Origin of the sequence: Cryptosporangium phraense (assembly GCF_006912135.1) — a bacterium.
Taxonomy (GTDB): Bacteria; Actinomycetota; Actinomycetes; order Mycobacteriales; family Cryptosporangiaceae; genus Cryptosporangium; species Cryptosporangium phraense.
Genome location: NZ_VIRS01000012.1, coordinates 165,154 through 190,483 on the forward strand (window position 1 = coordinate 165,154; position 25,330 = coordinate 190,483).

The window sequence follows — 25,330 nt, forward strand, 5'->3', positions numbered from 1 at the left end:
GCGGTGTGGCGCTCGTCACGCCGTTGCGAGGAGGACCATAGATGGCCGTCTACGCCGCTCCGGGACAAGAGGGCAGTCCCGTCAGCTACAAATCCCGGTACGAACACTTCATCGGCGGCGAGTGGGTCGCGCCCGCGTCCGGCCAGTACTTCGAGAACCCGACGCCGGTGACCGGCCAGCCGTTCACCGAGATCGCCCGGGGCACCGCGGACGACATCGAGAAGGCACTGGACGCCGCCCACGCGGCCGCTCCGGCCTGGGGCAAGACGTCGGTCGCCGACCGTGCGCTGCTGCTCAACCGGATCGCCGACCGGATCGAGTCCAACCTCGAGCTGCTCGCGGTGGCCGAGACCTGGGACAACGGCAAGCCGGTGCGGGAGACGCTGGCCGCCGACCTGCCGCTCGCGGTCGACCACTTCCGGTACTTCGCCGGCGCGATCCGGGCCCAGGAGGGCTCGCTGTCGGAGATCGACGACGACACGGTCGCGTACCACTTCCACGAGCCGCTGGGCGTCGTCGGGCAGATCATCCCGTGGAACTTCCCGATCCTGATGGCGGTCTGGAAGCTCGCTCCGGCGCTCGCGGCTGGGAACGCGGTCGTGATCAAGCCGGCCGAGCAGACCCCCGCCTCGATCATGGTGCTGGCCGAGCTGCTGGCCGACCTGATCCCGCCGGGCGTCGTCAACATCGTCAACGGGTTCGGCACCGAGGCGGGCAAACCGCTGGCGTCCAACCCGCGGATCCGGAAGATCGCGTTCACCGGTGAGACCACCACCGGCCGGCTGATCATGCAGTACGCGTCGCAGAACCTGATCCCGGTGACGCTGGAGCTCGGTGGCAAGAGCCCGAACATCTTCTTCTCCGACGTCCTGGCCGAGAACGACGACTTTCAGGACAAGGCGCTCGAGGGCTTCACGATGTTCGCGCTCAACCAGGGCGAAGTCTGCACCTGCCCGTCGCGCGCGCTGATCGAGCGGCCGATCTACGATGAGTTCCTGTCCGCGGCGGCGATCCGCACCAAGGCCGTCCGGCAGGGCAACCCGCTCGACACCGAGACGATGGTCGGCGCGCAGGCCAGCAACGACCAGCTGGAGAAGATCCTCTCCTACATCCAGATCGGCAAGGGCGAGGGCGCCCGCGTCGTCACCGGGGGCGAGCGCGCCGAGCTCGGCGGCGACCTCAACGGTGGCTACTACGTCCAGCCGACGATCTTCGAGGGCCGCAACGACATGCGGATCTTCCAGGAGGAGATCTTCGGTCCGGTCGTGTCGGTGACGTCGTTCGACGGCTACGACGACGCGATCAAGATCGCCAACGACACCCTGTACGGGCTGGGCGCGGGCGTGTGGAGCCGCAACGGCAACACCGCGTACCGGGCCGGCCGGGACATCCAGGCCGGTCGGGTGTGGACGAACTGCTACCACCAGTACCCGGCGCACGCCGCGTTCGGCGGGTACAAGCAGTCCGGCGTCGGACGGGAGAACCACCGGATGATGCTCGACCACTACCAGCAGACGAAGAACCTGCTGGTGTCGTACTCGCCCAAGGCCCTCGGGTTCTTCTGAGCCGATGGTCTCCCGAGTGCTGCTGTCGGCCGGCGCGGCCGAGCTGATCACCAAGCTCGAGTCCGCGCACGGGCCGGTCATGTTCCACCAGTCCGGCGGCTGCTGCGACGGCTCCGCGCCGATGTGCTACCCGGACGGCGAGTTCATCGTCGGCGACCGGGACGTGCTGCTCGGCGTCCTGGATCCGTCCGAGGCGGCCGGCGGCGAGCCGCGGGCGATCCCGGTGTGGATCTCGGCCAGCCAGTTCGCGGCCTGGCGCCACACCCAGCTGGTGCTGGACGTGGTGCCGGGCCGCGGGTCCGGGTTCAGCCTGGAGTCGCCCGAGGGACTCCGGTTCCTGACCCGGGGGCGGGTCTACACGTCGGACGAACTGGCGTCGCTGGCGGAGACTCCTCCGCTGACCGGCGCCGACGTCGAAGCCGCCGGGGCCCTGCCCGCCCCGCTGCACCCGACGCTGATCAGCGACGAGGACTACGCCGAGGTCTGCGTCCCGACCGTGTGAAGCCTGGCGACGGCCCGGAGCGCGGATTCGAGTTCGAACCGCGCATCCGGGTCGTGCAGTTGCTCGCCGAACAGCGCCTCGAGCTGCCGGAGGCGGTACCGCACGGTCTGCGGGTGCACCTGCAGCCGGGACGCGACCTCCGGCGCGCCTCCGCGCGTCTCCAGCCAGGCCAGCAGCGTCTCGCTCAGCCGGACCTGCTGCTTGACCGTGAGCTGACGCAACGGCGCCAGCCGCCGCTCCGCGAACATTTCGACGAGGGGCTCGTCGGCCAGCAGCATCAACGTCGACAAATGATCGGCGCACCGGACGACGTGGGCCGGGCTGAGCGCGCCGCGGCGCAGCAGCGACAGCGCGCGCCGGGCCCAGCGCAGCGACCGGCGGGCGTCCGGGACCGACACCGGAAGGCCGACCGCGGCCCGGGACGAGTGCAGCACCGTGCGCAGCGCGCCCTCGGTGCGCTCCAGCTGCGACTCGGGGACGAGCAGGCACGGTTCCGCGCCCTCCAGGTCGACCAGCACGGCCGGGCCCAGGTCGGGCAGCGTCAGGTCGCGATCGTCGCCGCGCGGCTCCAGCGCCACCGCGGTCAGCCGGTCGGGCACCGTCCAGCGGGCCGACTTGGCCAGGTCACGCACGGCCGCGGCCGATGGGGGCGGGTCGGCCAGCAGCATCTGCATCAGCTGACGGCGACGGCGTTCGCGGGCCCCGGCGGCGTGCGCCTGGGCCTCGGCGTAGCCCTCGACCGAGAGCGCGGCCAGCTGGTCGACGTAGGCGATGACCGCCTCGCCCAGCGTGAACAGCACCGGAGCCGGGATGTCGAGCCGCAGACCGGCGTCGGCCAGCCGGCGCCAGGCGACCCGGGCGCCCAGCCGGTAGGCCGCCTGCAGTGCGTCCAGGCTGCGGCCCTGCTGGTATTCGCCGTAGCCGAGCTTGCGGTGGACGGCGTCCCAGTCGTCGACGGTGAGGTTGGTGTCGCCGACCTTGTCGGCGAACTGCGTGAGCGCCCGCTCGACGCCAACCCGGATCACGTACTCGTACGTCTCGCCCATCGAGCGCCCGAACTCGGGGATGCTCTCCCGGATCGCCTCGACGATCTCTTCGGCGAGCGTGCCGAATTCCGGCTTGATCAGCTCCGCCAGTTCGGGCGGTAGACCACCCCAGGGTTCGAAAGAACCCGGGCGTACGGCCAACTGCGACATCGCAGTACCTCCAGCCACCCGGAACAACCGGCAGTAATGCATAACTAACCGGCTGAGAATATTGACCAGGTGTTGCGATTGTCAACCGACGAAGAACTCCGGGCGTTTGCCGGTAACCGTTGGTACTCCGAATTTCCAAAGCTTGCGACGCCACCGACAAATACGGTCGGTGAGCGCTTTATCGATCCGGTCAACAGCTCTGCTCGGAGAAATTAGCTTCCCGAGCCATATTTGGGCAAAAGCCCGCTTCGCGCGGATCGTCCAGGCAAAATGACGCAACCAGCGGTGCGGAAAGGGGTACGCGTGACGAACTCCTCTCGTGTCGTGCTCGTGCCAATTGCGCTGGCCGCATTTATCACGTCGCTCGACAACACGGTCGTCAATGTGGCCCTGCCGTCGCTGCAACGGGATCTCGGGCTGACCGTGGGTGGCCTCCAATGGATATCCACGAGCTATATCCTCGCGTTCTCCGGGCTGCTGTTGGCGGGCGGGCGGCTGACCGATCTCTACGGGCGGAGGCGGCTGTTCCTGGCCGGGCTCGGGCTCTTCGCCGCCGCCTCGGTCCTGGCCGGGCTCGCGACCTCCGGGGAGGTGCTGATCGGGGCGCGGGTGCTGCAGGGGATCGGCGCGGCGCTGGTGCTGCCGTCCGCGCTGGCCGTGCTGGCCACCGACGTCCCGGAGTCCTCGCGGCACCTGGGGGCGGGGATCTTCACGGCGGCGATCGCGGGCTCGCTGGCCCTCGGGCCGGTGGTCGGTGGCGCGGTGAGCGAGTACTGGCACTGGAGTTGGATCTTCTACCTCAACGTGCCGTTCGGGCTGGTCACGATGGTGCTCGGAGCGACGACGATCGGCCGGTCGGGCGCGTCCGGGGCCCGGGTGGACGTCGCCGGGCTGCTCACGTCCACCGCGACGATGACCGGGCTGACGTACGCGCTGATCGAGGGCACCGAGCACGGCTTCGGAAGCCCGGGCATCCTGGTCGCGGGATCGGTGGCCGCCGTCGGCGCGATCGCGTTCGTGCTGGTCGAGCGCGGGGCCGAGGCGCCGATGGTGGACGTCTCGCTGTTCGCGAACCGGGTGTTCAGCGGCGGGACGGCGGCTCAGGTGCTCTGGGGTCTCGGGATCAACGGGGTCTTCTTCTTCACGTCGCTGTACCTGCAGGACGTCCTGGCGCTGTCGCCGACGGTGGCCGGGGCGATGTTCGTGCCGTTGGCGGTCGCGCTGGTGGTGAGCGTGCCGTGGTCGCCGGGGGTGGCTCGGCGGCTCGGGGTGGGCCGGGCGGTGGCGCTCGGGCTCGGGCTCGTCGCGGTGGGGCTGGTCGAGGTGTCGTTCGCCGGGCGGGCCGGGCTGCTGGTGCCGGGGCTGGTGCTGATAGGCGTCGGCTCGGCGCTGACCACGCCGTTGACGTCGGCGGTGCTGGACGTCGTGCCGACGGCGAAGGCCGGGGTCGCGGCGGCGGTGGTCAGCGCGTCCCGGGAGGTGTCCGGGGTGCTGGGGATCGCGCTGATCGGGGCGGTGGTGACCACCCGGGGCTCGTTCGCGGCCGGCTACGCGGCCGGGCTGTGGTGCGCGGCCGGGCTGATGGTGGCCGGTGGGGCGATCGCGCTGCTCACGCTCCCCGGCCGGCGTCGGGGGGCGGCGCTCACACTCCCAGGCCCGCGGCCAGGACCGGCCAGGACTGGTGGAACTTCTGTTCCCAGTACGGCCAGGCGTGCACCCCGGCGTTCCCCAGATCCGTCGTCACCGGGATACCGGCCGCTCTGAGCTTCGACGCCAGCACCTGGTTCGCCGGGGCGGCGACGCTCTCCAGCACCGAGGCGTCGAGCGGAGCGTCCCCCGTGGTGCTCCGGCCGTTGCCGCAGGACAGGAAGAGCTGCGTCCCGCGCAGCTTCGAGAAGTTCGACGTGGGGTTACGGGCGGTCCAGCCGAGGACGTTGAGGACCGGGGAACCCCACATCAGCAACGGGTTCTCCCCGGCCCGCAGCACCATCGAGTCGACGAGCACCGGTGCACCCGGGAACAGCGTGTCGACCAGACCGCTGTAGGACGCGGCCGACCGGAACCGGCCCGGGTACTGGAACGCGTAGGTCAGCGCTCCGTAGCCGCCCAGCGAGAGCCCGGCGATCGCGCGGTTCGGCCCGGCCCGGTAGCCGCGTTCGAGGAGCTGGAACAGCTCGACCATGTGGAACGTCGCCCAGCGTTTGTTCTTCGCGAACAGCCAGTCGGTGTAGAAGCCGGCCAGGCCGTCGCTGGGCAGGACGACCAGGACGTTCTGATCGGCCAGGAACGACTGGACGTCGGTGAAGTGGGTCCAGGAGCGGTAGTCCTGCGGTTCGCCCGCGCCGTGCAGCAGCCAGAGCGTCGGCCAGGTGGCGGCCGGCGCGCTCGCCCAGTCGCGCGGGAGCAGCAAGCGGGCCGACGCGGGGCCGCCGAGCGCGGGCGAGGCGATCGTCAGATCGACGGTCCGAGCGTCGATGGTCGTCTCCGAGAGGACGTACGCCCCGTCGTCGGCCCGCACCGGCCCACCGACCGCCGCGCGTGCGGTCCCTCCGAAGCCGGCCACCGACAGGCCGACCGCTCCGGCCAGGAACGCTCTGCGGGTCGTCACAGCGGGAGGTTCGGGTGTTTGCGGGCCGGTCCACTCTTCCGTTTCGTGCGCAGCATCCGCAGCGCCTTCGCGACTTCCATCCGGGTCTCGGACGGAGCGATCACCGCGTCCACGTAACCCCGCTCCGCCGCCTCGTACGGTGTGCACATCTCCTCGCGATACGCCGCGACCAGCGCCTCCCGCACCTCCTCGGAGTCGCCCGCCTCCTGCAACTGCCGCCGGAACAGCACGCTCACCGCGGCCTCCCCGCCCATCACCGCGATCTCCGCGGTCGGCCAGGCCAGGTTCGCGTCGACCCGGTAGTGCTTGCACCCCATCGACGCGTACCCGCCGCCGTAGGCCTTCCGCACGATCACGGTCACCATCGGCACGGTCGCCGTCGCGTACGCGAACGACAGCTTCACCCCGCGCCGGATGATCCCGCCCCGCTCCTGCGCCAGCCCCGGGAAATACCCCGGCACGTCGACCAGCGTCACGATCGGGACGTTGAACGCGTCGCAGAACTGGATGAACCGCGCGCCCTTCTCCGACGCGTCGATGTCCAGCGCCCCGGACAGGTGCAGCGGCTGGTTGGCCACGATCCCCACCGTGCGGCCCTCGAGCCGGGCGAACCCGCAGAGCAGGTTCGGCGCGAACGCGGCCTGCAGCTCGAGGAACTCGCCGTCGTCGACGAGGTGCCCGATCACCGACCGCATGTCGTACAGCCGGTTCGGCTCGTCCGGGATCACGTCGTTCAGGGCCAGGTCGTCGGCCACGGCCCGGATCTCGACCGGGTACTCCGGCGGCTCGTCCAGATTGTTCGACGGCAGGTACGACAGCAGCGTCTGCACCCAGTCGAGCGCGTCCTGCTCGTCCGCGGCGACGTAGTGGACGTTGCCCGCGGCCGCGTTCGCGGCCGGCCCGCCGAGCTCCTCGAACGTCACCGACTCCCCGGTCACCGCCTTCACGACGTCCGGCCCGGTGACGAACTGGTGCGACGTCCCGGCCACCATCACGACGACGTCGGTCGCGGCCGGGCCGTAGACCGCTCCCCCGGCGCACGGCCCGAGGATCAGCGAGATCTGCGGCACGACGCCGGACGCCTGCGCGATGTGGTACCCGATCTCGCCGTACGCGGCCAGCGACGCCACGCCCTCCTGGATCCGCGCACCGCCGGAGTCGTTGAGGCCGACGATCGGGCAGCCGACCTCGATCGCCCGCTGCATCACCTTGACGATCTTCTGCCCGACGCGTTCGCCGACGCTGCCGCCGAACACCGTGAAGTCCTGCGCGTAGACGCCGACCGGACGTCCGTCGACCAGCCCGTACCCGGTGACGATGCCGTCGCCGTACGCCTCGCGGGCGTCGTCGCCGTAGTTGCCTGCGCCGTGCCGGGCCAGCGCGTCGACCTCCACGAACGTGCCCGGGTCGAGGAACGCGTCGATGCGTTCCCGGGCCGTCAGCTTGCCCTTGGCGTGCTGCTTGTCGACGGCCGCGAGCGTGCCCTGGCGGGACACCTCCCGGCGGCGGGCCAGCTCGGCGATCTTGGCCGCCGTGGTCCGGACGCCCCGAACCTGAGTAGTCGTCATCGTCTCAGCACCCCGTCCAGGTGGTTCGCCAGCACGTCCAGGTTCGGGCGGTCGATCAGCGAGAGGTGGTCGCCCGGCAGCGGCACGATCTCCAGGTCCGAGCACCACTGGTCGAAGCCGAGGGCCTCGTCGGTGCGGACGTAGCGCGGATCCTGGGCCGCGATCACGTCGGTCACCTCGGTAGCGCGGTAGAGGATCACCCGCCCGTCGTAGGGCTGGATCTCGTAGCGTTCGGCGATCCGGGCGTCCAGGTAGGAGTCGCGCTGGTGCTGCAGGACGCCCTTGCTCATCCCGAGGCCGGCGTCGGCCATCAGCTTCATCAGCAGGTCGGTCTGGCCGACGTCGTCCAGGCCGAACAGGTCGTCGTAGGGGACGTCGACCGTGACGCCGTACGTGTCGCGGAGGTAGTCCAGGAACACGATCAGACGGTCGGTGATCCGTTGCCGCTCGGTCTTCGCCGGGTCGGGTGGCAGCGGGACGATCGTGTCGATGACCGCGACGAACTCGACGTCGTCGCCGGCCGCGGCGAACTGCTGGGCCATCTCGTAGGCGAGGCAGCCGCCGAGCGACCAGCCGCCGAGCCGGTAGGGGCCCCGGGGCTGGACGCTCCTGACCAGCTCCAGGTAGCGCGTGGCCTTGGCCTCGATCGTCAACAGCTCGTCGAGGCGTTCCAGGCCGTAGACCGGCTGGTCGGGGTGCAGCAGGTCGGCCAGTTCCTGGTAGACGCTGGTCGGGCCGCCGGCCGGGTGGGCCAGGAACAGCGGGCGCCGGCTCCCGGTCGCGCGGAGGGCCCGGAGCGGCGTCGCGGATTCCTCGTAGAACGGCCGGACGAGGTCGGCGATCGCCGCGATCGTCGGGGTCGCGAACAGCGTCGCCGGGTCGTGGGGCAGTCCGGGCGCGCGGGCCAGCAGGCGTTCGTGAAGCCGCTCGGCCGTCGCCTTATCGAGGTCGAGCCAGTCGTCGACGCCGAGCCCGGGCCGGCCCAGCGCCCCCTCGATCAGCCGCTCGGTGTGATCCCGCCCGCCGAGCGCCTTCCGCCCGGCGCCACCGCGCCCGCCGCGCGGTGGCAGGTCCAACTCGCGTCCGATGTGGTCGATGAAGTCGGTCAGGCTCGCGCCCTGCAGCAGCAGGCGGACGGGTAGCTGGACGCCGAAGTCGGCCTCCACCGCGTTCTTGGCCCGCACCGCCATCAGCGAGTCGAGGCCCAGTTCGGTGAGCGGCGCGTCCGGGTCGAGGTCGTCCGGAGCGAAGCCCATGATCCCGCCCACCCGCGAGTTCAGCCGGTCGATCAACCGCGTCCAGGCCTCGGCCGGATCCAGCCCGTCGAGCCCGGCCCAGCCGGACGTCGGTTCGAGCGCGGGCAGAACCGGACCGTAGTACGGGATCCGCGCGACCCGCGGGAACAGCGCCAGCACCTGGGCCGCGTTGAGCCGGGTCACGCCGGTCACCGCCCGGCCCGACCCGAGCACCGCGGCCAGCGCGTCCATGCCCTCGGCCGGGCTGATCGGCTCCAGCAGGACGTTCGTCGAGTCCCGGGCGCCACCGACCTCGGCCCACGCTCCCCACTGGATGCTCGTCGCCGGCAGGCCCTGCGACCGGCGCCACTCGGCGAACGCGTCCAACCAGGCGTTGGCGGTCGCGTAGCTCGCCTGACCGGGTGAGCCGAGCAGCCCGGCGGCCGACGAGTACAGCAGGAACCAGTCGAGGGTCAGGCCCCGGGTGGCCTCGTGCAGGCGCTGCGCGCCGGTGACCTTGGGCCGCCAGACCCGGTGCAGCGACTCGGCGTCGAGCGTCTGGACGGCCTGATCGGCGAGGGTTCCGGCCGCGTGGGCCAGGCCGGCGAGCGGCATCCCGCCGGAGGTCGCGGCCGCGACGAGTGCCTCGGCGACGCCCGGGTCGGCGATGTCGCCGGTCACGACCTCGATCTCGGTGCCCCGGGCCCGGAGCCGCTCGAGCACGGCCGGGCGGGTCGTCCCGCGCCGGCTGTTCAGGACGACGCGGGCCGCCCCGCGCTCGGTCAGCCACTCGGCGAGCAGCAGCCCGAGCCCGCCGAGCCCCCCAGAGATCACGTAGGCACCCGGCCGAACCAGCGCCCCGGCCACGGGAAGGCTCACCCGGCCGAGGCGGGCCACCCAGCGCCGGGGGCCGCGACGGGCGATCTCGGTGTCCAGGGCACGGGCCAGCAGCTCGCTGACCAGCGATTCGGCGTCGTCGGCGTCGACCAGGGTCGCGGTGAGCTCGGGGTGCTCCAGGCCCAGGACCCGGATCAGCGCGCGCACCGCGGCGACCCCGGGATCCGGTACCTCGCCGTCGCCGACCGCGGCGGCTCCGGTGGTGGCCACCCACAAGCGGCCCGCGGACGCCCGGTCGCTGAGCATCCGGGCGACGCCGGCCACCGCGAGGACGAGCGGTTCGCCGGGCTCGTCGGGAATCACCAGGACGTCGGTGGCGTCGGCGTCGGCCCGGGTCAGCTGCTGGCCGGCGTCCGCCAGAAGGTGGGCGGCCCGGTCGGCGAGGTCGCCGGACCCGAGCACGAGCCACCGTCCCCGGGTCTCCGACGACGGAACCACCTCGGCGGGTTCCCAGACCGCCTCGAACAGCGTGTCGCCGAGCGGCACCGGGATCGCGGACCGGTCGGCGCGCCGGAGGTAGACGCCGGTGAGCTCGGCCAGCGTCTCGCCGCCGGGCGCCCGCACCACGACGTCGCCGAGCCCGGCGTTCTCGCCGGCCGGTGAGAGGGTCGCCTCGACGAGGACCTCGGCCGGCAGCGGGCCGTAGACGCGCACCGACTCGATCCCGGCCGGCAGGAACACGCTGTCGGCCGGGAGGTCGACGCCGAGCGCGGCCACCGCCAGCACCTGCAGCACGGAGTCGAGCTGAGCGGGGTGCAGATGCCACCCACCCGCCGTCCCCGCTGCTTCGGGGCGAACCACCCGCGCCGCGGCGACGGCACCACGCTCGGCCGAGGCCGCGCGGACGAGCGTGGCCTCGGCGACCCCGCGAAACGCCGGCCCGTACGCCTGCGCCGCGAGCGGCACCCGCGCGTACAGGTCCACCCGCTCGCCCCCGGCCGGTCGCTCGCCCCGGCCGCCCGCGGGCGGTCGCTCGCCCCGGCCGCCCGCGGGCGGCGACGGATCAGCCACCCGCACCGTCGCCGTCGCATAGCGGGTCCAGCCGGCCGTCGCGGACCGCGACCAGACCTCCACCTTCCCCCCGGTCACCATCGTCGTGACCTCGGTGCCCACCTCCAGCGGCAAGACCGCTTCCAGCTCCAGGTCAGCCACCGCGACCCGCGCCGCCGGAACCCCGAACGCCGCCGCCCCGGCCGCCAGCACGAGCTCCACGAACGCCGCCCCGGGCAGCACGACCACGCCGTGCACCCGGTGATCCGCGAGCCACGGCACCGCCCCGGTACCGACCGATCCCCGGAACGTCTCCCGCCCCGGCGCCGACACCTGCACCCCGAGCAGCGGATGTACACCCGGCACACCCCCGCGAGGCCGCGACGCGACCCAGTGCCGACGATGACGCCACGGCGCGATCGGCAACTCGACGAACCCCGCCCGCGGCACCCGGACGTCCACCGGCACCCCGTTGACGTGCAGCGTCGCCACGTTGGAGGCGAACGTCACCGGGTCGTCGGCGTTGCGGCGCAGCGTCCAGGCCAGCACCGGGTCGGGCACCCCGCACGCGGCGAGCGTCTGCCCGACCGGGACCGTCGCGATCGGATGCGGCGAGATCTCGACGAACACCGTGTGCCCGTCCGCGGCGGCGGCCGCCACCGCCTGCGTGAACCGCACCGGCCTGCGCACGTTCGCGGCCCAGTACTCCGGGTCGAACGTCGGCACCTCCCGCGGGTCGGTCAGCACGGTCCCGTACACCGGCACGTCGGGCCGGCGCGGAACCAGCCCGGCGAGCCCGGCCCGGAAGTCGGGCAGGATCACGTCGATGATCGGCGAGTGCGCGGCCCCTTTCACGTCCACGACCCGGGCCGCCCGGCCCAGCGACTCGACGTGCGCGACCAGCTCGTTCAGCTGGGTCCGGTCACCGGCCACCGTGCACTGCGTCGGCGACCCGTACACGGCCACGCCCACTCCCGGGAACCGGGGCGCCAGCGCGTCGACCTCGTCCGCGGTCAGGTCCACGACCGCCGTGCCGCCCAGGTCCCCACCGGCGGCCAGGATCCGCCGCCCGGCCTCGACCAGCAGACGCGACCGCAGCGTGATCACCCGGGCGCCGTCCTCCTCGGACAGCGCCCCGGCGACGACCGCGGCGGCGATCTCGCCCATCGAGTGCCCGATCACCGCCGACGGCGTAACGCCGTGCGCCCGCCAGAGCGCGGCCAGCGCGAGCTGGATCCCGAACGTCGCGACCTGGATCGCCGCCAGGTCCGGCGGCTTCGTCCCGGTCGCGATCGACTCCGCGAAGCCGGGGAGGTACGCGTCGAGCCGCCGGACGGCGTCCGCGAACAGCGGCTCCTCGGCGAACAGCCGCTGGCCCATCCCGGCCCAGTGCGACCCGTACCCCGAGAACACCCACACCGGCCCGGTGGGCGGAGCCGACACCCGCTCGGGCCCGACGACGACGCCCGGCCACTCTTCTCCCGCGGCCAGCCGTTCCAGCGCCACCACCTCGTCCCCCGGCCGGACGACCACGGCCGCGCGGGTGCGGCTCCGAACGCGCCGGTGGGCCAGCGTTGACGCCAGGTCTTCCGGCCGCGCCCCGCAGCGGGAGAGAGCTCCGGCCAGCGCCCGTACCCGCTCCGCGCTCGGCGCCGAGAGCAGCAGCGTCGTGGCCGGTCCGGTCGACCGCGGTTTCCGGCGCGGCGGCGTCGTCACGTACTCCTCCAGGACGACGTGCGCGTTCGTCCCGCCGAACCCGAACGCCGACACCCCGGCCCGCGCCACCCCGGCGTACCGGGGCCACGGCCGGGCCGCCGCCGCGACCGAGAGCCGCGCCTCGTCGAACGGGATGTGCGGGTTCGGGGTCGTGTAGTACAGCGACGCCGGGATCCGCCGGTGCGCCATCGCCAGCACGACCTTGATCAGCCCGGCGACGCCGGCCGCCGCCTCCAGATGCCCGAGGTTCGTCTTCACCGACCCGATCAGGAGCGGCCGATCCGCCTCGCGTCCGGCGCCCAGCGCGGTACCGAGCGCCCGGGCCTCGATCGGGTCGCCGAGCAGCGTGCCGGTGCCGTGCGCCTCGACGTAGTCCACCGAGGTCGGCGACACGCCGGCCTGCGAATACACCCGTTCGAGAAGCAAAGACTGGGCCGCCGGGTTGGGCGCGGTCAGCCCGTTCGACCGGCCGTCCTGGTTGACGCCCGAGCCGCGGATCACCGCCAGCACCCGGTCGCCGTCGCGCCGGGCGTCGGCCAGGCGCTTGAGCACGACGATCCCGCACCCCTCGCCGCGCGCGATCCCGTCCGCGGCCGCGTCGAACGCCTTGCCGGTCCCGTCGGCCGACAGCACGCCGGCCCGGTCGAACGTCGCCGTCACCGACGGCGAGAGCAGGAGGTTGACTCCCCCGGCCAGCGCGGTGTCGCACTCCCCGGCGCGCAGGCTCGCGCACGCCTGGTGCACCGCGACCAGCGACGACGAGCACGCGGTGTCGAGCGTGACGCTCGGCCCGAGCAGGTCGAGCGCGTACGACAGGCGGTTGCTGACGATCGACAGCGCCGATCCGGTCGCGGTCCAGGCGTCGATCGACGACAGCGACGCACCGGTCAGGTGCCCGTACTCGGTGCCGGACGCCCCGACGAACACGCCGGTCGCGGTTCCGGCCAGGTCGAGGCCGGCCTGGGTGATCGCCTCCCACGCGACCTCCAGCACCAGCCGTTGCTGCGGGTCCATCAGGTCGGCTTCGCGCGGGCTGATCCCGAAGAACTCGGCGTCGAAGCCGCTGATGTCGTCCAGGAACCCGCCCCAGCGGTTCAGCGAGGCCAGCACCGCCGAGTCCGCGGCCGAGCCGTCGGTGAACTGCTCCCACCGGTCGGCCGGCACCTCCCGGACGGCGCTGCGCCCCGACTCCAGAAGCTGCCAGAACTCCGCCGGCCCCGACGCCCCGGGGAACCGGCACCCGAGCCCCACGACGGCAACAAGCCCGTCGGCCGAGGCAGCTCCGGACGCTGGCGAGGCGTCCGAACTGCCGGCCGACTCGCCGGTGGCTCCACGAACCGGCGAGTCGACAGCTTCACGGGCCGACGGGCTCGCTCCCTTACTGACGGACGCGGTCAGGTCATCGTTCACGAGCTCGGCGAGTTTCCCGGCCAGCTGCGCGATCGTCGGGAACTCCCAGGGGAGCGTGGGCGGCAGCGACCGTCCTATTTCGCGCTCCAGCTCACCGACCAGCGCCACCGCGTCCCGTGACGAGAGTCCGATGTCGACGAACGCGAGCGAGGGGTCGTCGGCGCCGAGGCGTCGGACGAGCCACTCCCGTAACTCAGCCTCGGACATCGAGCGACCCTTCGAGGTACCGGGCGCGGGTCGCCAGCCGCGCGATCTTGCCGCTCGACGTCCGCGGCACGTCGTTCGGCGCCACCAGCACGACGTCGTGCACCGGCACCCCGTGCCGGGCCGTGACGGCTCGCCGCACGGCCGTCCGGGCCGCGTCCAGGTCGTCGGACGAGGGCGACGCGTGCCGCGAGACCTCGGCCACCACCACCAACACCTCGCCGTCCTCGGCCGGAACCGAGAACGCGGCGCTGCGGTGCCGCCCGACGATCCCGTGCGCGTCCTCGACCGTCGCCTCGACGTCGTGCGGGTAGTGGTTCCGGCCGTCGACGATGATCAGGTCCTTGATCCGGCCGGTCACGAACAGTTCGCCGTCGACGAGCACGCCGAGGTCTCCGGTGCGGAGCCGGCCGTCGGGCCGGAACGTCTCGGCCGACTCCTCCGGCCGCTTCCAGTACCCGGCCGCGACGTTCGGCCCGGCCACCCAGATCTCCCCGACCTGCCCGTCGGGGCACGGCCGCCCGGTTGCGTCGACCACGGTCAGCGACGCCGCCTCCGGGTTGGCCGCGCCGCCGCAGGCCACCATCCGCGGGCCGCTCCCGGGCACCGCCAGGCCCTCGGAGAGCCCGGAGAGCTCGCGCGACCGGTACGGCTCGTCGTAGGGCGAGCAGGTGACGAGCACGGTCGCCTCGGCCAGCCCGTAGGCCGCCGACAGCGCCTCCGGACGCAGGCCGTGCGGGGCGAACGTCTCCACGAACCGATCGAGGGTGCCGGCCTGCACCGGCTCGGCCGCGTTGATGATCAGGTCGGCGTTCTCCAGCCGCAGCCCGGCCCGCTCGGCGGCCGGAATTCGTTTCGCGCAGTAGTCGAATGCGAAATTCGGCGCCGCGGTAATTCCGCCCGGGAAGTGCGAGAGCATCTCCAGCCAGCGCACCGGACGCATCAGGAACGCGACCGGATCGGTAAAGACGGCCGGGAGTCCATAAACGATTCCGCCGGCCGCGGTCAGCACCAGGCCCATGTCGTGGAACAGCGGTAACCAGCTCACCAATGTGGAACGTCCGTACTCCGCGCCGTAGAGCACCGCGCCCTGGTGCGCGTTCGCCACGACGTTCCGGTGGCTGATCATCACGCCGGACGGCGTCCGCGTCGACCCGGACGTGTACTGCAGGTAGGCGACCTCTTCCGGGTCGAGGTCCACCGGCCCGACCGCGTCTTCCGCCAGGTCGTCCAGATCGACGATGTGCGGCGAACCACCGACGTCGGAAAGGAAAGCGTCCGCCACCGCCCGGGAGCCGGAAACCGTCGCCACCGTGGCGGGCTCGCAGTCGGTCAGCACCGCGGCCAGGCGGTCACCGTGGCCGGGCAGGTCCGGGCTGAACAGCGGAACCGCGATGATCCCCGCTCGCAGCGCGCCCAGGAAGCCGACGACGTAGTCGAGGCCCGGCGGGGCCAGGAGTGCGACCCGGTCGCCGCGTCGCGCGGTCCGCTGGAACCGGGCGGCGGCGGCGGTGACCCGCCGGTCGAGTTGGGCCCACGTCAGCGTGCGGGCGAGGCCGCCGGGGTCGGTGCCGTAGTCGAGGAACGTCAGCGCGGTGTCGTCGGGGGTGAGGCCGGCCCAGTGGGTGAGGTGGTGGGGTAGCGGTGACATCCGGTCGAGAGCGGCGGGTGGCATCGGGGCTCCCTGTAACTCGAGAAACTCCACGCCGGTGGCAATGCGAATTCGGGGAGATCATTCGGCCCGTGGAGTGCGGTCACAGTAATTTCGCCATCGGACACTGTCAACCTTGTCATGGGCGGCACAATTGCGGGTTCCGGGGTGTGCGGGACAATTGCTAATCCGTCGCAGAAGAATGTGCGGAAGAATACGTCCGCACGTGCCTTATCGGGGCCTTACCCCGTTGGGCACTCGCACGATGAGAGCGGCGTTGTGGCGCTTGCCTTTGGCGCGTTCGCGGTCGTAGTAGGCCGGGCGGAGGCCGGCCGGTCCGCCGAAGCGGGACAGCAGCTCGAGGACCGCCGGGTCTGCGGCGGGCTGGATCCGGGTGAGCAGGCCAGGTTGTCGTTGAAGCCGAGCAACATCTGGGCCACGGTGTGGGCCGCGTCCGTGAGGACTTGGGCATCGCGGGCGTCGGTCTTGGCGTGGCCCGGGGTGCAGAACAGCGATCCGGCGCATCACCCAAGCCCGCCAGGCGCGCGCCCGGGACCGCGCGCTCCATCGGGCAGGAGGCGACCGTTGCGCCGGGCACTGGCCGGCCCGGGCCGGGGCGCCGGCGTCAGTCGGGATCAGCTCACGTCTCGGTCTTCTACCCAGCGGCGTAGTTCGGCGGCTCGTTTGGCGTCGCCCAGAGCGGCCAGGTCCCGGGCCAGGCGTAGCGCCGAGTTGAGCGCGTCCGGGTGCGACTCGCCGAAGACGCGCTGACGCCGGGCCAGCACGTCCTCGTCGAGCGCGCGGGCCATCCGGACGTCACCGAGCGCGTAGGCGTCGTCGGCCAGGTCGGCGGCGGCGGCCAGGCTGTCGGTGTGGTCGTCACCGAGCTTCTCCCGACGACGCTTCAGCAGGTCGGCGTCCAGCTCCTGGGCGGCGTCGAAGCGGCCGAGCGTCCGCATGGTCTGAGCGAGACAGCGGGCCGCACGGAGGGTGTCCTCGGAATCCGGGCCGAGCCGGTCGAGCCAACGGCGGTGCAGCTGGTCGGCGAGGTCGCGGGCCGACCGGACGTCGCCGCGGGCGAGCAGCAGGCGGGCCGCGGAGACCGCGGTCGCGCGCAGCGGCGCGCTGTCCGACATCGTGGGCTCGGCCGCGTAGACGTGCGGCAGGAGCAGCGTCCAGCTGGCCCACCGGTCGGGGTCGGCCGGATCGCCGGGGTCGGCCGCCGCGATCAGCGCGTCGACGTGGGCGCGGACCGCGTCCTGACGCTCGGAGTCGGGCTGGCCGCGCAGGCCCAGCTGGTCGCGGAAGATCGCCGCGACGAGCCGGTGCAGGCTCACGACCCCGTTGCTGCCGTTGAGCGGATCCCCCACCCGGACGCCGAACCGGCTCGCCCGCTCGACCTGGACGATCCCCAGCCGCTGCAACCGCCCGATCGCCCGCTGGAGCAGCGCGGTGCCGTCCGAGATGCCCTCGAGCGCGGCCAGGGGATGCACACCGCGGCGGCGGTCGACCGGCTCGGGCAGGTCGGGGTCGAGCAGACCGAGCATGCCGACCGGGATCGGCGCCGGCGCGAGGAACGCGCAGACCCTGGCCACCGCCAGCGCGACCGGGTCGCGCGTCGCGAGCCAGCTGGTCGCGGTGGCGATCGCACCGGCCAGCGCGTGGGGGTAGTTGACCGAGCGGTGCTCGTCGAGCACGTCGGTGACGTGCTGGGCCAGCTCGGTGAGGTAGTCCTCGGCCCGGGTGCCGGTCTCGGCCAGGAACCCGACCGCGAGCACGACCGAGAGCGGCAGGTCACCGAGCACCGCCGCGAGCCGCCCGGCCTCGACGACGGTCAGCGTCGGGTCCCGACGCCGGAGCAGCAGGATCGACTCGGCCCGGCTGAGCAGGTCGACCTCGAGCCGGGCGGCCACCGCGGCCCAGCCGGACGTCCGGGAGGTGACGATCGTGTGCCCGTCGCCGCCGGGGAGCCAGGGCGTCAGGGCCTCGGACGACTCGGCGTTGTCGAACACGATCAGCCAGTTCGCGTGCCGGCGCAGGTAGGTGCGGGCGACGGTGGCCGCGGTGCCGGTGTCGGTCTCCGGCCCGACCAGCCCGAGCCGCACGGCCAGCGCGGCGAACTGGTCGCCGATCAGCACCGGGCGATCGGCCGGGATCCACCAGACCAGGTCGTAGTCGGACCCGAACCGGTGCACGTACTCCAGCGCGAGCCGGGTCTTGCCGACCCCGCCCATGCCGTAGCGACCCTCGACCGCGACCCGGCCGCCGTTCGACAGCGCGGTGCGCAGGGCGATCAGCGACTCGTCCCGGCCGACGAAGACGTCGTCCCGGGCCGGGGCGTTCCAGTGGTCCGGACGATGGCCGGGCAACCGCGGCCGGGGCGCCACCAGCGCCGGACCGCCGGTCTCGGTGCGGGCCAGGCGCCCGGCGGCCCGGGATGCGGCCACTCCCCCGAGCACCGCGGTCACCAGCCGGTCGGCCGCCTCGATCGGCGGGGTGTCGTGCAACGCCGGCCCGGACGCGCCCGACCACGGTTCCGGCAACCGGACCGCCTCGACCCGGACCGGGACGACCTTCCCGAGCAGCGCCAGATCCGGACGCAGCTCCCCGCGCTGTTCGGCGACGTACGCGTGAGCCTCGAGCAGCGCCTCGGAGAAGACGACGACGATGCGGTCGACGCCGTTCTCGGCCTCGAACATCGCCTGCTCGAGGGCCGTGACCAGCGGAACTCCGGTGTCCCAGCGCCAGCTGACCAGCTGCACGTCGAGGGTGTCGGTCTCACCGGCGTCAGCGAGCCGGGCCGCGATCCACTCCGCCCACGGCCGATCCCGGCCGACGTGCGAGATCACGAAACGCCGACGAACCCCGCTCACGCCCCTCACCTCGATCAGATGCAACCCAGGGGCCACATTGAGTGCCACTCTGACGTCTGAATGTAACCGCCAGACCCGCATTCACACGTGAGGACTGCGCATGAAGTGGTGACAGTGTCCGGCGGCCGGCATCGCCGGGCGCCGGACACTGTGGACCCGGCTCAGCCGAGCTTGCGCAGGAGCGGCAGGATCTGCTCGCCGTAGAGCTTCAGGAACCGGGACTGATCGGGCCCCGGGGCGTGGAAGACGAGGTGGGTGAAGCCGAGGTCGATGTACCGCTTGATCGCGGTGACGTGCTCCTCGGGGTCGGTCGAGACGATGAACCGGGACGCGGTGCGCTCGGTGGGCAGCGCGTCGGCCAGCCGCTGCATCTCGATCGGGTCGTCGACGTCGCTCTTCTCTTCCGGCTTGAGCGCGAGCGCGCCCCAGTACCGGGTGGCCTCGAGCGCCTTCTCCCGGTCGGGGTCGAACGAGACCTTGACCTCCATCATCAGGTCGAGGTCCTTGATCGTCCGCCCGGCCTTCTCGGCGCCCTCGTTCAGCGCCGGCATCAGCTTGTCGGTGTACAGCTCGGGCGCCTTGCCGGACGTCGTGATGTAGCCGTCGCCCACGCGGCCGGCCATCCGGGTCGCCGACGGGCCACTGCCGGCCACGTACAGCGGGACGGGCTTCTCCGGCTTGTCGTAGATCGTCGCCTTGTCCAACGTCCAGAATTGGCCGTTGTAGTCGACGCGGTCCTCGCTCCAGAGAAGCTTGATGATCTCGATCGCCTCTTTGAGGCGGGCGAACCGTTCCTTGCCCTCGGGCCACTCGACGCCGAGCGGAACCTCGTTCATCGACTCGCCCGAGCCGACGCCGAGGATCATCCGATCGGGGTTGAGCAGGCCGAGCGTGGCGAAGACCTGGGCCACCAGGCCCGGGTGGTAGCGGAAGGTCGGGGTCAGCACGCTGGTGCCGAGCTGGACGCGCTCGGTGCTGGCGCCGAGGGCGCCGAGCCAGGCGATCGCGTTCGGCGCGTGGCCGCCGTCGTGGCGCCAGGGTTGCAGGTGGTCGGACACCCAGACCGAGTCGAAGCCGTTCTGCTCGGCCTGGATTCCGTAGTCGAGCAGTTCCCGTGGCCCGAACTGCTCCGCGGATGCCTTGTAGCCGAACTTCAGCACCGGGTGCTCCCCTCGTCGCGATCTCTCAACCCATCATGCCCCGTTGGTTTGGCCTTCGATCCGGGCGAGTACCACGTCGGCGATCGTCGTGAGCGCCTCGACCTGCTCGTGGGTGAGCCCGTCGAACATCAGCCGCCGCACGGTCTCGACGTGCCCGGGCGCGGCGGCCTCGATCGCCGAACGGCCGGCCGGCGTGAGCACGACGAACGCGCCGCGGGCGTCGCTGGGGCAGTCTTCCCGGACGACGAGACCGCGCTTCTCCATCCGCGCGAAGTGGTGCGAGAGCCGGCTCTTCTCCCACTGGAGGGCCTTGGCCAGCTCGGTCACCCGCAGCCGGCCCTCGGGAACATCGGTCAAATTGACGAGAACTTCGAAGTCGGCGAGCGAGAGTTCCGATTCAGTCTGTAGCTGCCGGGCCAGATGGGCCGTGAGCTCGGACTGCATCCGCAGGTACCGGCGCCACGCCCGCTGCTCGTCGGCGTCGAGCCACCGGGTGTCTGTCATACCCCCACTGTACCGGGGAATAGTTGACACGTCATCCAAGTTCGGTCTAGCGTACTTGAAGCATCAACCAGTTCTCCCCAAGGAGCAAGATATGACCGCGCCCGCCTTCACTCTCTCGGACCTCACCGGCGAGTACACGCTCGACCCGAGCCACACCCGCATCGGTTTCGTGGCCCGTCACGCGATGGTCACCAAGGTCCGTGGCTCGTTCAACGAGTTCGAGGGCTCGGCCGTCGTCGACGGCGAGAACCCGGAGAAGTCGTCGGCCAAGGTCGTCATCAAGACCGCCAGCATCGACACCCGCAACGAGCAGCGCGACGGTCACCTCCGCAGCAACGACTTCATCAACCCGGCCGAGTACCCGGAGATCACCTGGGCCTCCACCTCGGTCAAGGCCGTCGACGCCGACAACTACGAGGTGACCGGCGACCTGACGATCAAGGGCGTGACCAAGTCGATCACGATCCCGTTCGCGTTCGAGGGCGCCGCGAAGGACCCGTTCGGCAACGTCCGGATCGGCTTCGAGGGCTCCGTGACGATCAACCGTCAGGACTTCGGCATCACCTGGAACGCCGCGCTCGAGACCGGCGGCGTGCTGGTCAGCGACAAGATCACGCTGGAGTTCGAGGTCTCGGCGATCAAGAACGCCTGAGCCGTACTTCCCGGCTTCCGCAGCGGAGGGGAGGATGGTCGACATGAAATCTTCGGTCGACGTCCGCCCCTCCGCTTCGCGTGTCCGGACGAAGATCGACTGGCTCGACTCGAAGCACTCGTTCTCGTTCGGGCCGCACTACGACCCGGCCAACACCCATCACGGGTTGCTGCTGGTCAACAACGACGACATCGTGCGGCCCGGGGCCGGCTTCGAGACGCACCCGCACCGCGACATGGAGATCGTGACGTGGGTCCTGCAGGGGTCGCTGGTGCACCAGGACTCGTCCGGGCATTCGGGCGTCATCTATCCGGGGCTGGCCCAGCGGATGAGCGCCGGGCGCGGGATCCTGCACTCGGAGAAGAACGACACGGTCGGCGTCACCGAGCCCGTGCACTTCGTCCAGATGTGGGTGCTGCCCGACGAGGCCGGGATCGACCCCGGCTACCAGCAGCTGGAGATCGAGGACGAGCTGCTGCGGGGCGGGCTGGTGCCGGTCGCGTCCGGGATGGCGGAACACGACTCGGCGATCCGGATCCGGAACAGGTACGCGGCCCTGCACGTGGCCCGGCTGGCCGCGGGGTCGTCCGTGCAACTGCCGGACGCGCCGTACCTGCACGTCTTCGTCGCTCGCGGCGCGGTGACCCTGGAGGGGCCCGGCCCCCTGGCTGAGGGCGACGCGGCCCGGCTGACCGCCGTGGGCGGAGCCCGGGTGACCGCCGACGCGGACGCCGAGATGCTGGTGTGGGAAATGCACGCGACGATCGCTTCATGAGGAGGCCACGATGACCGTCGATCTCGCCGCCATCGAGAAGCAGCGCGGGCTGCTCCGGGACACGTACCTGCAGCCGGAAGGCATCCGGCCGGCGTCGTCGGCGCGGGGGCTGCACCACACCGCGCTGATCAGCAGCAGCGTCGAGCGGACGATCTGGTTCTACCAGGACCTGCTGGAGTTCCCGCTGACCGAGCTGATCGAGAACCGGGACTACCCGGGCTCGTCGCACTTCTTCTTCGACATCGGGAACGGCAACCTGCTGGCGTTCTTCGACTTCCCGGGCCTGGACGTCGGGCCGTACGCCGAGGTGCTCGGTGGGTTGCACCACGTCGCGATCTCGGTGGAGCCGGAGAAGTGGGAGTACCTGGTCCGTAAGCTCACCGACTCCGGCGTGGAGCACGCCGTGCACAGCGGGGTGTCGGTGTACTTCCGCGACCCCGACGGGGCCCGGATCGAGCTGATCGCCGACCCCCTCGGCGAGATGTACGGCCAACACGTGCTGTGAGTAGCGCGCTCTTGTTTTGACCTGGAGCCCGCCCAGGGCGACGCTGACATCCGCGCCGCTCGACGCCGCGTATACGGAAATACTCGAGGAGTGCGGCGCGGCTGTCAGCGTCGTTCTGGGCGGGCCGCCCACTACACCTCGATCTCGCGCTCGATGCGGGTGAGGCGGTGGCGGGCCAGGGCGAGGTTGCCGCGGGCCTTGTCGAGCATCAGGTAGAGGAACAGGCCCTTGCCGTTGCGCGAGGTCAGCGGGCGGATCAGGTGGTACTGGGAAACCAGCGTCACCAGGATGTCCTCGATCGGCTCGTCGAGACGCATGAGCTCGAGCGTCCGCATCTTGGCCCGCACGAAGTCGGTCGTACCGGCCGCGACGACGTCCAGGTCGAGGTCGTTCACCGAGGTCAGCGTGCCCAGCGGCATGCCGCTGTTGTAGTCGATGACCGCGATGCCCATCGCGCCCTCGATGTTCATGGCTTCCTTGAGCGAAGCTTCCAGGTTCATGACAACTACTCCCTTGCGATGTGATTGCAGTGCGGGGTCGGTACCGCCGTCGGGGACGGCGGCGGGTACTGCGGGTGGGGTCAACACCGGCGGCTCCGGCAGTGGCCCCTCGACGGGCGGTCCCGTCGGAAGGGGACTGACCGCCGCCTCGATGCGGGCGGCGTAGTCCTCATCGACCGGCGCGGCGGCGAACACCGGGTATCCGCCGACGTACTGCACCGGGTAGGCGCCGTCGATCGGCACCGGGTAACTGCCGGCGCCGGTCGCCTCGGCCACCGCCGCGTCCTGGGGTAATTCGTGGTCCGGCGTCGAGGTGCGTCGGCGGTGACGCCCCCTCGCCCGCGACCACCAGCGGTCGCTGTTCAAAGCCAGCCACCTCCGGCGCTCTCCGCGGCGTCCACCAGCGAGCCGACGCGGTCGGCGAGTGCCCGAGCTTCGAGGTGCAGACGTCCGAGGTTCGTCTCGGCGGCTGCGAGAACGGTCAGCACCGCGTAGGTGCCGGCTGCGTAGGTGACGACGTACCCGTAGGTCCCGCGCACCAGCGCCTCCTGGAATCGTCCGTGTCCGGCCTCGATCGCGATCCGTTCGCTCAGACCGAGCGTCGTGGCGGAGAGGGCGGCCATCCCCTCCGGCTGGACACCGTGGGTGTCGTGGGCGATCAACAAGCCGTCCGCTCGGGAGACGAGGCTGCCTGACACGTGCCGGACCCGGTCGCGCAGACCCCGGATCTCGGCAAGCACCTCGTGCTCGACGTTGTCCACCCGTCTCCTTTCCGGTCTAGCTGGCCGCTACGGCGTTTCGGACGGTCAGGAGAACTCTTGGAGAGCGTCTCTGACCCTGGTCAACGAGGCGAGTGAAGGTGCCTCCGCACGCACCTCGGGTGGGGGCGACGGCCAGCGCCCGCCGGGGTCGTCCCCGTCGGCGCCGTCCGTCCGGCCGCCCTGACTCGGGCGGACGACTCGGCTGCCGGTGACCCGCCGAGGCAGTGGCGGGAGTTCTCCGGATGCTCCGCGCTTCGGGAGCGGCGGCAGGCCGCCGGTATCCCGCTTCGGCAGCGGGGGCGGTGGGCCGGCCGACGGCGCCGTCGGGGCGTCGGCGGGCTGGCCTGTGCCTACTTCCGGGACGGGCTGGGGGTTCAGGGGGCGGGTCGGGCTCAGGGCGGACGCCAGGCTCGACGAGGGCGAGGTGGAGGTCGCGTTCGGCCGCGGCGCGTCCGGCTGCGCCGGCGTCACCGAGAACGTCCCGCTCGGCCGCGACGCCGCCGAGCCTGTCCGCGGCACCGCCGCGGATCCCACCGGCGGCGCCTCCGGCGTCTTGGTCGTGTTCGGCCTCGTCACATACGGACGCGGGGTCGACGACGGCGACGCAGCCGAAGCAGCCGCGGGCCGAGTCGCCGGTGCGTCGGCGGGGAGGCGGGGGCCGGCCAGGCGGGAGCCGGAGACGGCCGGCCGGTACGCGGTCACGGTCGGGATCGGCACCGGCGCGGCCTCGGGCGGCGGCTGCAGGAGCCCGATCGCCGCGAGCCGCCGCACCTCCAGCAGCGACGCGTACGCGCCGCGCCCGAGCAGGGCCGCGATCTCGGTCGGTGTCCGCCGCCCGTCCGCGTGCACCAGCAGCTCCCAGCGCAACCCGTCCAGCACGACCTGGTCACGCGGCATCCGCGCCACCGGCACCACCGGCGCCCCGTCGAACACCGACGTCGGCAACGCCGCCGAGAGCAGCTCCCGGCGCCGCCCGGTCTCCCGGATCAGACGTTCGACGTCGACCGACAGCGCCCCGCCGAACCAGGACGCCTGCCCGGACGCGAACCGCACCGACGCCGGCTCCGAGCCGAGCGCGAAGAACGCCGCGTCGAACAGCGCCCCGTTCGCGCACAACTCGAGCTCGCCCTGGCTGAGATATCCCTGCTCGACCAGCAGCGCGGCCACCCGCCCGGCCGGCGCCCCGACCGTGAGCACCGACTGCCACACGTCGTCCGACAACCGGCCCGACGCGGTGAGCACCTGACCGACGCCGGGCGCGGCCTCGGCGTCCACGTGGCAGACCTGGCCCTCGCGGAGGTACACGACCGACGCGGGCGCGCCCTCGACGTGCAGCGCGCCGGTGGCCTTCAGCGCGGCCAGTTCGCGCAAAGCTTTGACCGCGGTCATCTCAGCACCAACTCGTCAGTGAGCCGGCGCAGTTCGAGCCGCGCCATCGCCAGGTTGCTCTGTTCGCGATCGAGCCACACGTGCAGGAAGAACCGGGCATCGAACCCGAGCTCGACGAAACGCAGCAGGTGGTAGCGATCGCCGGCGGTGAGGACGATGTCTTCCCAGACGTCGCCCTTCCCGAGCCCGTCGCCGTCCGCGTCCGGGGATCGATCGAGGGCCGGGGACCGCTCGGGCCCGACGAACGCCGCATTGTCCCGGGCCGCCCGCACCATCTCGGTCGCGCCGGCCGCGGCGGCGTCCGCCCCGCCGTAGGGCCACTCACCGACGGTGCCGACGACGAGACCGCTGGTGAAGTCGACGAGGTTCGCCCCACGCGCTCCGGTGATGGCCATCGCGCGCTGGAGGCTCTCGTCGATACCCGGCATCGCGCACTACCTTCCCTGAGCGGTGACACCATTCACCGGCCCGAGGTAAACGGCTATTCGGCTCATGCCGGTGTACTCAACGCCACCAGCGGCCACATCGAGCCACACTAGCGCCCATTTAACGCCGTTTCCACTCCTCCATAATTCTTCCTGAGATCTTGCGTTGCGTCACCCGGAGCGCCGTTACCAACGGTCGCTATACGGCTACTCGGAGATTCCTTCGACGCATCACTTCGCCTGA

The 25,330-nt window shown here is 71.9% G+C and carries 17 protein-coding genes and 1 pseudogene; 6 read left to right on the forward strand and 12 right to left on the reverse strand.

Annotated features, from left to right (window positions below):
* Positions 1-41 precede the first annotated feature (41 nt).
* Both adh and FL583_RS18630 read left to right on the forward strand, forming a co-directional pair.
* The gene (gene adh, locus FL583_RS18625) at positions 42-1,565 is read left to right on the forward strand and encodes an aldehyde dehydrogenase (protein WP_142705950.1); all 1,524 of its coding nucleotides are present in this window, start codon (positions 42-44) and stop codon (positions 1,563-1,565) included.
* A gap of 4 nt (positions 1,566-1,569) precedes the next feature.
* Complete coding sequence (locus tag FL583_RS18630) at positions 1,570-2,067, forward strand: DUF779 domain-containing protein (protein WP_142705951.1); 498 nt, start codon at positions 1,570-1,572, stop codon at positions 2,065-2,067.
* On the opposite strand, the gene FL583_RS18635 is transcribed toward FL583_RS18630, so the two are convergent.
* Complete coding sequence (locus FL583_RS18635; protein WP_142705952.1) at positions 2,037-3,263, reverse strand: PucR family transcriptional regulator; 1,227 nt, start codon at positions 3,261-3,263, stop codon at positions 2,037-2,039. The two genes, FL583_RS18630 and FL583_RS18635, sit on opposite strands and share 31 nt — an antisense overlap.
* Positions 3,264-3,533: 270 nt before the next feature.
* Between FL583_RS18635 and FL583_RS18640 the strand changes: the two are divergent.
* A pseudogene (locus tag FL583_RS18640) lies at positions 3,534-4,748 on the forward strand (MFS transporter); the annotation flags it as partial.
* Between the two features lie 157 nt (positions 4,749-4,905).
* Here the strand turns inward: FL583_RS18640 and FL583_RS41740 are convergent.
* From FL583_RS41740 to FL583_RS18675, 7 genes are all read right to left on the reverse strand, one after another.
* Positions 4,906-5,871: an alpha/beta hydrolase gene (locus FL583_RS41740; RefSeq protein WP_142705953.1), complete on the reverse strand. Its 966-nt coding sequence runs from the start codon at positions 5,869-5,871 to the stop codon at positions 4,906-4,908.
* Entirely contained in the window at positions 5,868-7,439 is a 1,572-nt protein-coding gene (locus FL583_RS18650) for an acyl-CoA carboxylase subunit beta (RefSeq protein ID WP_142705954.1), read from the reverse strand. Before FL583_RS18650 ends, FL583_RS41740 begins: the two co-directional genes overlap by 4 nt.
* Positions 7,436-13,894: a type I polyketide synthase gene (locus tag FL583_RS18655; protein WP_142705955.1), complete on the reverse strand. Its 6,459-nt coding sequence runs from the start codon at positions 13,892-13,894 to the stop codon at positions 7,436-7,438. The genes FL583_RS18650 and FL583_RS18655 overlap by 4 nt, the downstream gene beginning before the upstream one ends.
* Positions 13,881-15,566, reverse strand: a complete 1,686-nt coding sequence (locus FL583_RS18660; RefSeq protein ID WP_142705956.1) for a fatty acyl-AMP ligase — start codon at positions 15,564-15,566, stop codon at positions 13,881-13,883. The genes FL583_RS18655 and FL583_RS18660 overlap by 14 nt, the downstream gene beginning before the upstream one ends.
* Before the next feature lie 611 nt (positions 15,567-16,177).
* A complete protein-coding gene (gene fxsT, locus FL583_RS18665; RefSeq protein ID WP_170323731.1) occupies positions 16,178-18,415 on the reverse strand; it encodes an FxSxx-COOH system tetratricopeptide repeat protein in 2,238 nt (745 codons plus the stop codon).
* A 161-nt stretch (positions 18,416-18,576) separates the two neighbouring features.
* The gene (gene fgd / locus FL583_RS18670) at positions 18,577-19,575 is read right to left on the reverse strand and encodes a glucose-6-phosphate dehydrogenase (coenzyme-F420) (protein ID WP_142705958.1); all 999 of its coding nucleotides are present in this window, start codon (positions 19,573-19,575) and stop codon (positions 18,577-18,579) included.
* A gap of 33 nt (positions 19,576-19,608) precedes the next feature.
* Positions 19,609-20,079, reverse strand: coding sequence for a MarR family winged helix-turn-helix transcriptional regulator (locus FL583_RS18675; RefSeq protein WP_142705959.1), 471 nt, complete (start codon positions 20,077-20,079; stop codon positions 19,609-19,611).
* Between the two features lie 91 nt (positions 20,080-20,170).
* On the opposite strand from FL583_RS18675, the gene FL583_RS18680 reads away from it, so the two are divergent.
* Genes FL583_RS18680 through FL583_RS18690 form a run of 3 tightly spaced genes read left to right on the forward strand, consistent with a single transcriptional unit; the run spans position 20,171 to position 22,011 of the window.
* Positions 20,171-20,731 (forward strand): YceI family protein, encoded by a 561-nt coding sequence (locus tag FL583_RS18680; protein WP_142705960.1) that lies wholly within the window; start codon positions 20,171-20,173, stop codon positions 20,729-20,731.
* A 34-nt stretch (positions 20,732-20,765) separates the two neighbouring features.
* Positions 20,766-21,506, forward strand: coding sequence for a pirin family protein (locus FL583_RS18685; protein ID WP_142705961.1), 741 nt, complete (start codon positions 20,766-20,768; stop codon positions 21,504-21,506).
* Positions 21,507-21,516: 10 nt separating this feature from the next.
* Entirely contained in the window at positions 21,517-22,011 is a 495-nt protein-coding gene (locus tag FL583_RS18690; protein ID WP_142705962.1) for a VOC family protein, read from the forward strand.
* A gap of 131 nt (positions 22,012-22,142) precedes the next feature.
* On the opposite strand, the gene FL583_RS42990 is transcribed toward FL583_RS18690, so the two are convergent.
* The 4 genes from FL583_RS42990 to FL583_RS18710 form a co-directional block, all read right to left on the reverse strand.
* A complete protein-coding gene (locus FL583_RS42990) occupies positions 22,143-22,511 on the reverse strand; it encodes a hypothetical protein (RefSeq protein WP_142706007.1) in 369 nt (122 codons plus the stop codon).
* A 362-nt stretch (positions 22,512-22,873) separates the two neighbouring features.
* Positions 22,874-23,272, reverse strand: a complete 399-nt coding sequence (locus tag FL583_RS18700; protein WP_142705963.1) for a roadblock/LC7 domain-containing protein — start codon at positions 23,270-23,272, stop codon at positions 22,874-22,876.
* 45 nt (positions 23,273-23,317) lie between these two features.
* Positions 23,318-24,661 (reverse strand): DUF4388 domain-containing protein, encoded by a 1,344-nt coding sequence (locus tag FL583_RS18705; protein WP_142705964.1) that lies wholly within the window; start codon positions 24,659-24,661, stop codon positions 23,318-23,320.
* Positions 24,658-25,089: a hypothetical protein gene (locus FL583_RS18710; RefSeq protein WP_142705965.1), complete on the reverse strand. Its 432-nt coding sequence runs from the start codon at positions 25,087-25,089 to the stop codon at positions 24,658-24,660. The genes FL583_RS18705 and FL583_RS18710 overlap by 4 nt, the downstream gene beginning before the upstream one ends.
* Between the last annotated feature and the right edge of the window lie 241 nt (positions 25,090-25,330).

Bases quoted from the DNA above. Each gene is read 5' to 3' on its own strand.
- FL583_RS18660 (WP_142705956.1), bottom strand. From the start codon at position 15,566: ATGCCACCCGCCGCTCTCGACCGGATGTCACCGCTACCCCACCACCTC.
- FL583_RS42990 (WP_142706007.1), bottom strand. From the start codon at position 22,511: ATGAACCTGGAAGCTTCGCTCAAGGAAGCCATGAACATCGAGGGCGCG.
- FL583_RS18675 (WP_142705959.1), bottom strand. From the start codon at position 20,079: ATGACAGACACCCGGTGGCTCGACGCCGACGAGCAGCGGGCGTGGCGC.
- FL583_RS18685 (WP_142705961.1), top strand. From the start codon at position 20,766: ATGGTCGACATGAAATCTTCGGTCGACGTCCGCCCCTCCGCTTCGCGT.
- FL583_RS18680 (WP_142705960.1), top strand. From the start codon at position 20,171: ATGACCGCGCCCGCCTTCACTCTCTCGGACCTCACCGGCGAGTACACG.
- FL583_RS18635 (WP_142705952.1), bottom strand. From the start codon at position 3,263: ATGTCGCAGTTGGCCGTACGCCCGGGTTCTTTCGAACCCTGGGGTGGT.
- adh (WP_142705950.1), top strand. From the start codon at position 42: ATGGCCGTCTACGCCGCTCCGGGACAAGAGGGCAGTCCCGTCAGCTAC.
- FL583_RS18655 (WP_142705955.1), bottom strand. From the start codon at position 13,894: ATGTCCGAGGCTGAGTTACGGGAGTGGCTCGTCCGACGCCTCGGCGCC.
- FL583_RS18650 (WP_142705954.1), bottom strand. From the start codon at position 7,439: ATGACGACTACTCAGGTTCGGGGCGTCCGGACCACGGCGGCCAAGATC.
- FL583_RS18630 (WP_142705951.1), top strand. From the start codon at position 1,570: ATGGTCTCCCGAGTGCTGCTGTCGGCCGGCGCGGCCGAGCTGATCACC.
- FL583_RS18690 (WP_142705962.1), top strand. From the start codon at position 21,517: ATGACCGTCGATCTCGCCGCCATCGAGAAGCAGCGCGGGCTGCTCCGG.
- FL583_RS18710 (WP_142705965.1), bottom strand. From the start codon at position 25,089: ATGCCGGGTATCGACGAGAGCCTCCAGCGCGCGATGGCCATCACCGGA.
- FL583_RS18705 (WP_142705964.1), bottom strand. From the start codon at position 24,661: ATGACCGCGGTCAAAGCTTTGCGCGAACTGGCCGCGCTGAAGGCCACC.